The sequence below is a fragment of the Enterobacter sp. MG-EB028 genome, from assembly GCF_056673305.1.
In genome coordinates this window covers 1,392,829-1,405,079 of record NZ_CP195079.1, presented here as the reverse complement: position 1 = coordinate 1,405,079, position 12,251 = coordinate 1,392,829, and the positions used below count along the sequence as shown (strand labels likewise).

Genomic DNA, 12,251 nt, shown 5'->3' with positions numbered 1-12,251 from the left:
TCCTTCCTCCGGACTGCGATGCGGGTCAAGCAGCGTTCCTTTTCTATAACTGCGCGTCATGCAAAACATTGCTTCCAGATGCTAAAACGACACGTTACAACGCTGGGTGGCTCGGGATTGCAGGGTGTTCCGGAGACCTGGCGGCAGTATAGGCCGTTCACAAAATCATTACAATTAACCTACATACAGTTTGTTGGGTTTTCTCTGGAACAGTGATCAGGGTCACGATAACAACATATTTTTAATTTTTAATCATCTGATTTGACAAATGTTAAACAATATTGTTACAAACGTCATCAGAAAAGGCATATAATGCGCAAAAGTTATGAGGTCTCTCTTTCACCTGACAAATAGTTATGTAACAGTGTGATGGTATTGACCGAAGTTATCAGGACAGTTATTAGTGATATACAGGTTTGAATAATTCGGACTGCAAAAACGCTGATTTGCTGTTGTTTCACTGATATTTCATTCGTTTACCTGCAAGGCGCCATAGCTCTGTACCCTGGTTACTCCTCGTGAGCTGAGCGGTAAGCCAAATAACAATCTGGTAACGGTGATTAACAGCTGAATGCAAATCCGGTAAAAGCAGTCTTAAGCATAAGGCGCTAAGGAGACCGTAAATGGCTGATACAAAGGCAAAACTCACCCTAAATGGTGATGATGCTATTGAACTGGATGTGCTAAAAGGCACGCTCGGTCAGGATGTTATTGATATCCGTACGCTGGGTTCCAAAGGAGTATTTACCTTTGACCCTGGATTTACCTCTACCGCATCTTGCGAATCCAAAATCACCTACATTGACGGTGACGAAGGTATCCTGCTCCATCGCGGCTTCCCCATCGATCAGTTAGCCACCGAATCCAACTACCTGGAAGTGTGCTACATCCTGCTGAACGGCGAAAAGCCGACGCAGGCGCAATACGATGAATTCAAAACCACCGTAACCCGTCACACCATGATCCATGAGCAGATTACCCGTCTGTTCCATGCGTTCCGTCGTGACTCTCACCCGATGGCGGTGATGTGCGGTATTACCGGTGCGCTGGCGGCGTTCTATCACGATTCTCTTGACGTGAATAACCCGCGTCACCGTGATATCGCGGCGTTCCGTCTGCTGTCCAAAATGCCTACCATGGCGGCGATGTGTTACAAATACTCCATCGGCCAGCCGTTTGTGTACCCACGTAACGACCTCTCCTACGCTGGTAACTTCCTGCGCATGATGTTCTCAACGCCGTGCGAAGAGTACGAAGTGAACCCGGTGCTGGAACGCGCAATGGACCGTATTCTGATCCTGCACGCTGACCACGAACAGAACGCCTCTACCTCTACCGTCCGTACCGCAGGCTCTTCAGGCGCGAACCCGTTCGCCTGTATCGCTGCGGGCATCGCCTCCCTGTGGGGACCGGCGCACGGCGGCGCGAACGAAGCGGCTCTGAAGATGCTGGAAGAGATCAGCACCGTTGAGCATATTCCTGAGTTCGTGCGTCGTGCGAAAGACAAGAATGACTCCTTCCGCCTGATGGGCTTCGGTCACCGTGTTTACAAAAACTACGACCCGCGCGCCACCGTCATGCGTGAGACCTGCCACGAAGTGCTGAAAGAGCTGGGTACCAAAGATGATCTGCTGGAAGTGGCGATGGAGCTGGAACACATCGCGCTGAACGACCCGTACTTCATCGAGAAGAAACTCTACCCGAACGTCGATTTCTACTCTGGCATTATTCTGAAAGCGATGGGCATTCCGTCTTCCATGTTCACCGTGATCTTCGCCATGGCGCGTACCGTGGGCTGGATTGCGCACTGGAACGAAATGCACAGCGAAGGCATGAAAATTGCTCGTCCTCGTCAGCTGTATACCGGCTACGAGCAGCGTGATTTTAAGTCTGATATTAAGCGCTAATAAACACGCCCGGCGGCGCTTCGCTTGCCGGGCCTATAAGTGCGAAATGTAGGCCGGGTAAGGCGTTGCCGCCACCCGGCTTTTTTACGTCTGGCACCGAGGACACCAGTAAAACGGTCGTGAAGAGAGCGTGGTCTTCTCAATTATCCCGCCGCACCGCTCGCACTTCTTACCCGCCCGATGAAACACCTTGAACCGGAACAGCGCCCCGTGATGCTTGTTCTCATCCACCACGCCGCGCGTGTTGTAAGACAGCCGCGGAATATCCAGCAGCGCCTGCGACAGCGCCTCCAGCTGTTCATCGCTCAGCTGTGAGGCCTTGTGCTGCGGCGCCAGCCCCACTTCCCAGAGGATCTCCACCCGCAGGTAGTTACCTAATCCGGCCAGGAATGCCTGATCGAGCAACAGCCCGGAAAACTGACGGTTGCGGAATTTTGGTGATAACAGACGTGCCTTCACGTCGCTAGCCGTCAGGCGCATGTCCAGCACGTCCGGCCCGACGCGCTGAAGAAATGGATGCGTGAGCAGCTGCTCCGGCGTTAACATTTCGATATCTGACGCGCTGTACAGCAGGATCGCCTTATCCGCCGTTTGCAGCCTGACGCGCAGCACGCGGGTGGTTTGCGGCTGTTCACCCGACTCCACCACGCGCCAGACGCCGTAAAGCTGGTTATGGCTATATAACGTCAGGTTATGGGAAAAATGCGTGAGCAACGCTTTGCCGCGCGTTTCAATGTGGGTCACCGTCTGCCCCACCAGCTCTGATTCAAACGGTTTTAGCTGAGGAAAAGCAAACCAGACATCGGTCAGGGGTTTGCCCTTTATCGCCGCCTCCAGGCTATCCGCCGCGCGGCGGATCTCCGGACCTTCTGGCATTTTTGTATCCTTATCGTCATTATTCGGCGCTGACGAGGATGCCCTCTTCAGAGAACGCTGCCCGCAGGCGGCGCGCGAACTGGAGTGCATGCTCACCGTCGCCGTGTAAACACACCGTATCGGCCTGAACAATTGCCGAAGTTCCATCCACGGCGGTAACCCGCCCGGCGCGCACCATCTCCAGCGTCTGCGCCAGCGCTTTGCCTTCATCAGTAATCAGCGCACCGGCCTGCGTGCGCGGAACCAGGCTGCCGTCCGGCATGTATCCCCGATCGGCAAAGACTTCCTGCCGCGTCGTCAGCCCCAGGCGCTCTCCGGCGCGAATAAGCTCGCTGCCCGCCAGGCCCACCAAAATCAGCTGCGGATTGCAGTCCCGCACCGCGCGGGCAATGGCGTCCGCCAGAGCAGCATCTTTCGCCGCCTGATTGTAGAGCATACCGTGCGGCTTCACGTGGCGCAGCACGCCGTGCTCAGCGCGCACCATCGCCTCCAGCGCACCGATCTGGTAGAGCATTTGCGCGTAGATCGTCTCAGGGGGCAGATCCATCGCCGTGCGGCCAAAGTTCTCCCGGTCAGGGAAGCTCGGGTGAGCGCCAATCGCCACGCCGTTTTTAATGGCATTACGCACGCTCTCCAGCATGGTTTGCGCATCCCCCGCATGAAAGCCGCAGGCGATATTGACCGAGGAGACCAGGGTCATCAGTTCCGCATCGGCGCTGCTGCCCTCCCCCAGATCGGCGTTTAAATCAATCTTTACCATCAAGCCTCCACGCCAGCTGTTCGAGATAACGCTGCTGATCCTGCCGCGCTTTCAGCGCCTCCTCCAGCGAACACTGCACGAAATGAATCGGCTGGCCGAGAGGAATTTGCGCCAGATGGTAGCGATCCGCGTCGATAATACAGGCAATGCGCGGGTAACCGCCGGTGGTTTGCGCATCGTTCATCAGCACGATGGGCTGCCCGTTGCCTGGCACCTGAATCACGCCCGGCAGCAAGCCGTGGGAAAGCAGCTCCCGGTCCGTCGTGCGGGTCAGCGGCTGCCCCTGCAGACGGTAGCCCATGCGGTTACTCTGCGGGCTGATCTTCCACGGCGCGCGCCAGAACGACTCTTTCGAGGCCTCATCAAACTCCTGATATTCCGGTCCCGGCAAGGCGCGGATCACGTTCCCCCACAGCAGCTGTTTTACGCCCTGCGTGGTGGAAAAATGGCGCGCTGACGGCTTAATCGCCAGGCGATCCCCGTCGCGCAGCAGGCGCCCTTCATGTCCGCCGATGCCCGCTTTTTGATCGGTACTGGATGACCCCAATACCTCCGGCACGTCAATGCCCCCCGCCACCGCAAGATAGCTGCGCACACCGTGGAGCGGACGTTTGAGCGTCAAGCGCTGCCCGGCCTTCGCCCGCAGACGCCAGCCGGTCCACACCGCTTTGCCGTCCAGCGTCGCGTCGCAGCCCGCGCCGGTTAAGGCGAACCAGGTCTCCTGACCAAACTCAATCACACACTGACCCAGAGTAATTTCTAGCGCCGCCGTACTGCCCGGGTTGCCGACCAGCAAGTTGGCAATCTCCAGAGATGGGCGGTCAAGCGCGCCGCAGTAGCTCACGCCGGACTGGCGCATGCCAAAGCGCCCGGCATCCTGAACGGAGGTGTAAAGCCCCGCGCGAATAAGCGTTAACATACCCCCTCCTTCTGCGGGATAAAGCGCAGGGTATCACCCGGTTGCAGGAGGATCGGCGCATCCTGCCCCGGTTCAAATAGCGGCATGGAGGTGTGCCCGATAAGCTGCCAGCCACCCGGTGAGATAAGCGGATAAATTCCGGTTTGTTCACCGCCAATCGCCACCGTTCCCGCGGGAACGCTCAGGCGCGGTTCGGCCCGACGCGGGGTATGCAGCCGGGGAGATAGTCCGCCCAGATACGGAAAGCCCGGCTGAAAACCCAGAAACCAGACGACGTACTCCACCGAGCTGTGCAGTTCAACAACCTGCTTTTCCGTGAGCCCACAGTGTTCGGCTACTACGCGCAGATCGGGGCCACCCTTACCGCCATAAACAACCGGGATCTCAATCGTCCTCGATTCAGGCTCCAGCGCTTCGCTCTCCTCCCACCAGCGCTGCAGGCGCTCAATCGCATCCAGCGCCCCCGTGTGCGGGTTACGCAACACCACCGTGATATTATTCATACCCGGAATGGCCTCAACGACGCCCGACATGTCCGGCAGACGCTGTGCCAGTCGCCAGATACGCTTCTGCGTGGCGAGCGTAACCGGCGGTTCAAGCTCCAGAACGACTGCGGTTTCACCCAGAAGATAACAACGCGCTCGCTGCACTTAACTACCTCTCATCAGGCCGGATTAGGAATATCAATAAAAGTCACATCAAGATCGGTATTTTCCGTCAGCCACTCGCTGAGGGCGCGAATACCGCCGCGTTCGGTTGCATGGTGACCAGCCGCGTAAAAATGAAGCCCCTGTTCGCGGGCGGAGTGAACCGTCTGCTCGGAGACTTCGCCGGTAATAAACGCATCGACACCAAAGCGCGCGGCGCTGTCGATAAAGCCCTGACCGCCGCCGGTACACCAGGCCACACGCTTCACCTTATCCGGCCCGGTATCGCCGCACCACAGCGGACGACGCCCCAGGCGCGCCTCGATCCAGGAAGCCAGCTCCAGGCCCGGTACCGGCATCGACAGTTCACCCCACGGCACCAGCGGCTCGATTTCGCCCATTACGGTAATCCCCAACAGCTGCGCCAGCTGGACGTTATTCCCCAGTTCCGGATGTGCATCCAGCGGCAGATGGTAACCGTACAGGTTGATGTCATTCGCCAGCAGCGTTTTGAGGCGATTGCGCTTCATGCCGCGAATAATCGGCGATTCGTTTTTCCAGAAGTAGCCGTGATGGACAATCACCGCATCGGCGTCCTGACGCACCGCCTCATCCAGCAGCGCCTGGCTTGCCGTCACGCCGGTGATGATTTTCTGCACCGTTTCGCGCCCTTCCACCTGCAGGCCATTCGGGCCGTAGTCGCTGAAGGAGGCGGTATTAAGCTTTTCGTTAATCAGGCGTTCCAGTTCACTGTTTTTCATCATCATTCTCTCAAACTTTTCGTGCGGCCTCGTACGCCGCCAGCGTGGCGACGCGCGCCTGTTTATGGTCAACGATCGGGCGGGGATAATCGAGCTTTACGCCCTGTTTATCCGCCCATGCCCACGGGTCGTGGATCGCTTTTGCAGGAACGTTCCTGAGCGCGGGCAACCAGCGGCGAATAAAGTCGCCGTTAGCATCAAATTTTTGCCCCTGGGTAGTCGGATTAAAAATCCTGAAATAGGGAGCCGCATCGGTGCCGGTAGAGGCCGCCCACTGCCAGCCGCCGTTATTCGCCGCCAGGTCACCGTCAATCAGCTGAGAAATAAAATAGCGCTCCCCGACGCGCCAGTCGATAAGCAGATCTTTCACCAGGAAGCTGGCGGTAATCATTCGCAGACGGTTGTGCATCCATCCGGTTTCATTTAGCTGGCGCATGGCGGCATCAACAATCGGAAAGCCCGTCTCCCCTTTTTTCCAGGCCTGTAAAAGTGCCTCATCGTGCTGCCATTTGACGTTATCGGTCCAGGGAATGAACGGACGATGCTTACAGAGATCGGGATGATACGTCATCAGATGGCGATAGAATTCACGCCAGATAAGTTCGTTCAGCCACACCGAGCCCGCCCCTCCGTCCAGCGCCTGCGGCTGTTCGGCCAGAAGACGATGTAAACACTGGCGAGGAGAGAGCACGCCCAGCGCCAGGCTTGCCGATAAACGGCTTGTTCCTTCAATTGCCGGGAAATCCCTGCGCGCGTCGTACTCTCCAGCACCCTGTTTGCAAAACTGGCGCAGCTTCGCAATAGCGGCCTTCTCATTGGCAGGAAACAGTAGTTCATCAAATGCCTGTTGGGGATAGTTAAACGTTAATTCAGGCTGATTGGTTATAACTTCCCCTCTGACGGCGGGCGCAGGTACGCACTCCGGCAGCGCCTCTTTCAGGCGTTTAACAAAAGCATTTTTAAACGGCGTAAACACTTTATACATTTCGTGACCGCCAGTCATCACGCTGCCCGGTGCCAGCATCACGCTGTCATCAAATCCCTCACAAACCACCTCTTCGAGCATTTTCTCCAGCTGGCGGTCCCGCTGCTGTTCGTTCAGTTCGTACTGGTAGTTATAAAAAAGATGTGTAACTCCGTTCTGCTGGCATATCTCCTGCAGCATATGAAGCTGCGCGGTAAAATCGCTGACCTCTTTGTAGATCAGCGGAATGCCTTTTTCGGCAAGCGCGCGTTGCAGTTCGTTCAGATGGGATTTGAGGTAAGCCGCCTGCCGCGGAGCCATATCGTGCTGCCGCCACTGCTCGGGCGTAGCCATAAACAGAGCCAATACGTTAGCGTCTTTGGCGCGACAGGCCGCCGCGAGTGCGATGTTGTCATGTACGCGCAAATCCGCGCGAAACCAAACCAGATGGGTGGGCATAAAACTCCAGGCGAATATCCATTATGTCCATAAGGGCATGCCGTAAAAGGAAAAAGCATGCATTGAACTACTTTGCCATGAAGTGTAGACGGGATGAAATAAAAAAGGCCGCTCGAGGCGGCCTTAACGCTACTTGTCCTGCGCTATCGTAGTTAAAGCGACAAACACATTCGGTTCATCGCTCTTTACAACGAGTACGCTGGCGACAATGAACGCGATGCAAAAATAGCGTTTCATTATGCGGTCCCTGCAGCTAACCGCTCCACCGTTCACCACCGGTGATAAGTCGGTGGACACAAGCCCGGGTAGGCGGGCTGCTTTACGGCTGTAAATACACCTTTCCCAGGACCGATGCCCATTTGCGAGATGGCGGAAAGGGACGCAGCATCATAATTAACATCCGCTATAAAGGTAAGATACTCGAATAAAATTAGGAATTTATAAAGGTTTCGAGGGGTTGCCATCTGATTACAGGAGGGTATGATAAGAATCCCGGGTAGGGGCTGCAAGACCACCCAACGGACCGCGAATCCCGAGGGACAAAAAAACCGCCATATTGCTATTGGCGGTTTTTTTTATAGCTACGCGTCAGCGTCGTTTCAGTAGAAATCGCAGGTCGCTTTCTCGGCCTGATCCATCCACACCGGCTTTTCGCTGGTTTTCGCCCAGACGCGGTGCAGATAACTGTAAAAACGCGCACGATCTTTCCAGAACAGCATCACCGGCAGGGCCAGCACGCCAGCCACTACGGCGAAAGTGCGACGCATGAACACGATATGAGCCGGATACTCTTTATAAAGATCCATATTTTTCTCCCCTGTAGTTGGCCGGAAATCTTCTCCGGAAAATGTGAAATCTGTGACCTGGCTAAAATAATATCGCTTTGCGTGTAATTTTACTACTCATCCGACCACTTATTTTTATCCATTTAGTGAATATTTACACTTCCGCCGTAATTAAGTTACAAAAAAGTTAACAGTTTACTTATCAATAGTTAATTTGTGGCCTTTGGCATTTTTATACTTTTTTTACATCCGCCCTCCGCATTTTTGCGAAATCTTTGCGCCGTAAATCCTACCGTTAGCACAACAACAAAAGTCACCCGGAGGTGGATTGTGAGTGCAGGTCTTATTGCCGGCATCGTGCTGGTGTTCCTGTTATTGGGTTATCTGGTCTATGCCCTGATTAACGCGGAGGCATTCTGATGACTGCTCAGGCGTTTTTGCTTATTGCCAGTTTCTTAGTGGTATTGTTCGTTCTGGCAAGGCCGCTGGGAACGGGACTGGCACGGCTTATCAACAACGTCCCCCTGCCCGGCACGGGAAGCGTTGAGAAAGGGATCTGGCGCGTACTGGGAATCGACGATCGGGAGATGAGCTGGCGTGAATATCTGATCGCCATTCTGCTGCTGAATATTGTCGGGCTGATTGCACTTTTTGCCATGCTGATGCTTCAGGGCATCCTGCCGCTGAATCCGCAACAGTTGCCGGGCCTGTCCTGGCACCTGGCGCTGAATACGGCAGTCAGTTTCGTTACCAACACCAACTGGCAGTCCTATGCCGGTGAAACCACGCTCAGCTATTTCAGCCAGATGGCTGGGTTAACCGTGCAGAACTTCCTCTCTGCCGCCAGTGGTATCGCGGTAATTTTCGCGCTGACGCGTGCGTTTGCGCGTCAAAAAATCAGTACTCTGGGTAACGCCTGGGTGGATTTAACGCGCATTACGCTGTGGATCCTGCTGCCGATTGCGCTGCTTATCGCGCTGTTCTTTATTCAGCAGGGCAGCCTGCAAAACCTGCTGCCTTACACGCCTTATACCTCGCTTGAAGGCGCAAAACAGCTCCTGCCGATGGGGCCAGTGGCGTCACAGGAAGCCATCAAGATGCTCGGGACGAACGGGGGCGGCTTCTTCAACGCCAACTCGTCGCATCCGTTTGAAAACCCTACCGCCCTGACCAATTTTGTGCAGATGCTGGCGATCTTCCTGATCCCCGCTGCGCTCTGCTTTGCCTTTGGTGACGTGGTCAACGATCGCCGTCAGGGCCGCACCCTGCTCTGGACCATGTCGCTGATCTTCGTGGTCTGCGTGGCGCTGGTGATGTGGGCGGAATGGAACGGTAACAGCCATTTCATGCAGCTTGGGGCGAATAGCAATATCAATATGGAAGGGAAAGAGAGCCGCTTCGGCATTCTCGCCAGCAGCCTGTATGCGGTGGTCACTACGGCGGCCTCGTGCGGGGCGGTGAACGCCATGCACGACTCTTTCACCGCGCTTGGCGGCATGATCCCGATGTGGCTGATGCAGATTGGCGAGGTGGTGTTTGGCGGCGTGGGTTCAGGTCTTTACGGCATGCTGCTGTTCGTACTGCTGGCGGTATTTATTGCCGGTCTGATGATTGGCCGCACCCCGGAATACCTCGGTAAAAAAATCGACGTTCGCGAGATGAAGTTAACCGCGCTGGCGATTCTGGTCACCCCGGCGCTTGTGCTGCTCGGCACCGCGCTGGCGCTGATGACCGAGGCCGGACGCAGCGGCATCTTTAACCCCGGCATTCACGGCTTTAGTGAAGTGCTTTATGCAGTCTCCTCTGCCGCCAACAACAACGGCAGCGCCTTTGCGGGCTTAAGCGCCAACTCACCGTTCTGGAACTGCCTGCTGGCGTTCTGCATGTTCGTGGGTCGCTTCGGGGTCATTGTGCCGGTCATGGCGATTGCCGGATCGCTGGTGAATAAGAAAATTCAACCGACCACCACCGGGACATTACCGACCCACGGCGCGCTGTTTATCGGCCTGCTGACGGGCACCGTGTTGCTGGTCGGCGCCCTGACCTTTATCCCCGCCCTCGCGTTAGGCCCGGTCGCGGAAACTCTCTCTTTACGCTGATTTTGCGGAGTATTTGTCATGAGTCGTAAACAACTGGCCCTGCTCGAACCGACGTTAGTTCGTCAGGCGCTTATGGATGCGGTCAAAAAGCTGAGCCCGCGCGTGCAGTGGCACAACCCGGTGATGTTTATTGTCTGGGCGGGAAGCGTCCTGACCACCGCCCTGGCGATTGCCATGGGGACGGGCCACATGCCGGGAAACGCGATGTTTACCGGCGCCATCAGCCTGTGGCTGTGGTTTACCGTGCTGTTTGCCAACTTTGCGGAAGCGCTGGCGGAAGGCCGGAGTAAAGCGCAGGCCAACAGCCTGAAAGGGGTGAAAAAAACGGCGTTTGCGCGCAAGCTGCGTGAGCCGAAATACGGCGCGCAGATGGACCACGTTCCGGCGGATGAACTGCGCAAAGGCGATGTGGTGCTGGTGGAAGCCGGAGACATCATCCCCTGCGACGGTGAAGTCATTGAGGGTGGCGCATCGGTAGACGAAAGCGCCATTACCGGAGAGTCCGCGCCGGTGATCCGTGAATCCGGCGGCGATTTTGCCTCCGTGACGGGCGGGACGCGCATTCTTTCCGACTGGCTGGTGATCCAGTGCAGCGTCAACCCGGGCGAAACTTTCCTCGACAGGATGATCGCCATGGTGGAAGGCGCCCAGCGCCGTAAAACACCTAACGAAATCGCCCTGACCATCCTGCTGGTGGCCCTGACAATCGTCTTCCTGCTGGCAACCGCGACGCTGTGGCCGTTCTCCGCTTACGGCGGCACCGCGGTCACCATCACGGTGCTGGTGGCGCTGCTGGTCTGCCTGATCCCCACCACCATCGGCGGCCTGCTGTCGGCCATCGGCGTGGCCGGCATGAGCCGCATGCTCGGTGCAAACGTCATCGCCACCAGCGGGCGTGCGGTTGAAGCAGCCGGTGACGTGGATGTCTTGCTGCTGGATAAAACCGGGACCATTACCCTCGGTAACCGCCAGGCGTCCGAATTCTTACCCGCTCCGGGCGTGGATGAAAAAACGCTGGCGGACGCCGCGCAGCTCTCCTCGCTTGCCGATGAAACCCCTGAAGGTCGCAGTATCGTGATCCTCGCCAAGCAGCGTTTTAACCTTCGCCAGCGCGACGTTCAGAGCCTGCATGCCACCTTCGTGCCCTTCACGGCGCAAACCCGCATGAGCGGTATTAACATTCAGGACCGGATGATCCGTAAAGGCTCCGTTGACGCCATTCGTCGCCACATTGAGGCAAACAATGGCCACTTCCCGCCAGAAGTGGACAGCCTGGTCGAAAGCGTGGCCCGTCAGGGGGCCACGCCGCTGGTGGTGGCAGAAGGCTCGAACGTGCTGGGGGTGATTGCCCTGAAGGATATCGTCAAAGGCGGCATCAAGGAGCGCTTTGCCCAGCTGCGTAAAATGGGCATCAAAACGGTGATGATCACCGGGGATAACCGTCTTACCGCCGCGGCGATTGCCGCCGAAGCGGGCGTGGATGATTTCCTTTCCGAGGCCACGCCGGAAGCGAAGCTCGCGCTGATCCGTCAGTATCAGGCGGAAGGCCGTCTGGTCGCCATGACCGGTGACGGTACCAACGACGCCCCTGCCCTGGCGCAGGCCGACGTGGCGGTGGCGATGAACTCCGGTACCCAGGCGGCAAAAGAGGCGGGGAACATGGTCGACCTCGACTCAAACCCGACCAAGCTGATTGAGGTGGTGCACATTGGCAAGCAGATGCTGATGACGCGCGGTTCGCTGACCACGTTCAGTATCGCTAACGATGTGGCAAAATACTTCGCCATCATTCCGGCCGCGTTTGCCGCGACCTATCCGCAATTAAACGCGCTGAACGTGATGCACCTGCACTCCCCGGCATCGGCCATTCTGAGCGCCGTGATCTTTAACGCCCTGATTATTGTCTTCCTGATCCCGCTGGCGCTGAAGGGCGTGAGCTATAAGCCACTTACGGCAGCCGCCATGCTGCGCCGCAACCTGTGGATTTACGGTCTGGGCGGGCTGGTGGTGCCTTTCATCGGTATCAAGGCTATCGACCTGCTGTTGACCCTGTTCGGGCTGGTTTAAAAGGTGA

11 protein-coding genes are annotated in these 12,251 nt (G+C 56.7%); 4 read left to right on the top strand and 7 right to left on the bottom strand.

Going from position 1 to position 12,251, the window contains the following annotated elements; translation table 11 throughout:
• The first annotated feature begins 623 nt into the window (after positions 1–623).
• Complete coding sequence (locus ACR42C_RS06610; protein WP_047347070.1) at positions 624–1,907, top strand: citrate synthase; 1,284 nt, start codon at positions 624–626, stop codon at positions 1,905–1,907.
• 84 nt (positions 1,908–1,991) lie between these two features.
• Here the strand turns inward: ACR42C_RS06610 and nei are convergent, their stop codons facing one another.
• From nei to ACR42C_RS06575, 7 genes are all read right to left on the bottom strand, one after another.
• Positions 1,992–2,783, bottom strand: coding sequence for an endonuclease VIII (gene nei, locus ACR42C_RS06605; protein WP_320720478.1), 792 nt, complete (start codon positions 2,781–2,783; stop codon positions 1,992–1,994).
• Positions 2,784–2,802: 19 nt separating this feature from the next.
• A complete protein-coding gene (pxpA, locus tag ACR42C_RS06600; RefSeq protein WP_232935955.1) occupies positions 2,803–3,543 on the bottom strand; it encodes a 5-oxoprolinase subunit PxpA in 741 nt (246 codons plus the stop codon).
• Complete coding sequence (gene pxpC, locus ACR42C_RS06595; RefSeq protein WP_116343907.1) at positions 3,530–4,462, bottom strand: 5-oxoprolinase subunit PxpC; 933 nt, start codon at positions 4,460–4,462, stop codon at positions 3,530–3,532. The genes pxpA and pxpC overlap by 14 nt, the downstream gene beginning before the upstream one ends.
• Entirely contained in the window at positions 4,456–5,112 is a 657-nt protein-coding gene (pxpB, locus tag ACR42C_RS06590) for a 5-oxoprolinase subunit PxpB (protein WP_479984910.1), read from the bottom strand. The genes pxpC and pxpB overlap by 7 nt, the downstream gene beginning before the upstream one ends.
• A gap of 14 nt (positions 5,113–5,126) precedes the next feature.
• Positions 5,127–5,870 carry a type 2 GTP cyclohydrolase I gene (locus ACR42C_RS06585; RefSeq protein WP_116343919.1) on the bottom strand — a complete coding sequence of 248 codons (744 nt, stop codon included), beginning with the start codon at positions 5,868–5,870 and terminating at the stop codon, positions 5,127–5,129.
• A 10-nt stretch (positions 5,871–5,880) separates the two neighbouring features.
• Positions 5,881–7,293, bottom strand: a complete 1,413-nt coding sequence (phrB, locus tag ACR42C_RS06580) for a deoxyribodipyrimidine photo-lyase (protein ID WP_320720479.1) — start codon at positions 7,291–7,293, stop codon at positions 5,881–5,883.
• A 599-nt stretch (positions 7,294–7,892) separates the two neighbouring features.
• Positions 7,893–8,099, bottom strand: a complete 207-nt coding sequence (locus ACR42C_RS06575; protein WP_014069366.1) for a YbfA family protein — start codon at positions 8,097–8,099, stop codon at positions 7,893–7,895.
• A 309-nt stretch (positions 8,100–8,408) separates the two neighbouring features.
• Here ACR42C_RS06575 and kdpF point away from each other — a divergent pair, with 309 nt between their 5' ends.
• The 3 genes from kdpF to kdpB are packed head-to-tail and all read left to right on the top strand — an operon-like array spanning position 8,409 to position 12,244.
• Positions 8,409–8,498 carry a K(+)-transporting ATPase subunit F gene (gene kdpF, locus ACR42C_RS06570; RefSeq protein WP_014069365.1) on the top strand — a complete coding sequence of 30 codons (90 nt, stop codon included), beginning with the start codon at positions 8,409–8,411 and terminating at the stop codon, positions 8,496–8,498.
• Positions 8,498–10,177 carry a potassium-transporting ATPase subunit KdpA gene (gene kdpA, locus ACR42C_RS06565; RefSeq protein WP_320720480.1) on the top strand — a complete coding sequence of 560 codons (1,680 nt, stop codon included), beginning with the start codon at positions 8,498–8,500 and terminating at the stop codon, positions 10,175–10,177. The genes kdpF and kdpA overlap by 1 nt, the downstream gene beginning before the upstream one ends.
• Before the next feature lie 18 nt (positions 10,178–10,195).
• Complete coding sequence (gene kdpB / locus ACR42C_RS06560) at positions 10,196–12,244, top strand: potassium-transporting ATPase subunit KdpB (RefSeq protein ID WP_116343903.1); 2,049 nt, start codon at positions 10,196–10,198, stop codon at positions 12,242–12,244.
• The last annotated feature ends 7 nt before the right edge of the window (positions 12,245–12,251 follow it).

Bases quoted from the DNA above. Each gene is read 5' to 3' on its own strand.
- ACR42C_RS06610 (WP_047347070.1), top strand. From the start codon at position 624: ATGGCTGATACAAAGGCAAAACTCACCCTAAATGGTGATGATGCTATT.
- pxpA (WP_232935955.1), bottom strand. From the start codon at position 3,543: ATGGTAAAGATTGATTTAAACGCCGATCTGGGGGAGGGCAGCAGCGCC.
- ACR42C_RS06575 (WP_014069366.1), bottom strand. From the start codon at position 8,099: ATGGATCTTTATAAAGAGTATCCGGCTCATATCGTGTTCATGCGTCGC.
- phrB (WP_320720479.1), bottom strand. From the start codon at position 7,293: ATGCCCACCCATCTGGTTTGGTTTCGCGCGGATTTGCGCGTACATGAC.
- nei (WP_320720478.1), bottom strand. From the start codon at position 2,783: ATGCCAGAAGGTCCGGAGATCCGCCGCGCGGCGGATAGCCTGGAGGCG.
- pxpC (WP_116343907.1), bottom strand. From the start codon at position 4,462: ATGTTAACGCTTATTCGCGCGGGGCTTTACACCTCCGTTCAGGATGCC.
- ACR42C_RS06585 (WP_116343919.1), bottom strand. From the start codon at position 5,870: ATGAAAAACAGTGAACTGGAACGCCTGATTAACGAAAAGCTTAATACC.
- kdpA (WP_320720480.1), top strand. From the start codon at position 8,498: ATGACTGCTCAGGCGTTTTTGCTTATTGCCAGTTTCTTAGTGGTATTG.
- kdpB (WP_116343903.1), top strand. From the start codon at position 10,196: ATGAGTCGTAAACAACTGGCCCTGCTCGAACCGACGTTAGTTCGTCAG.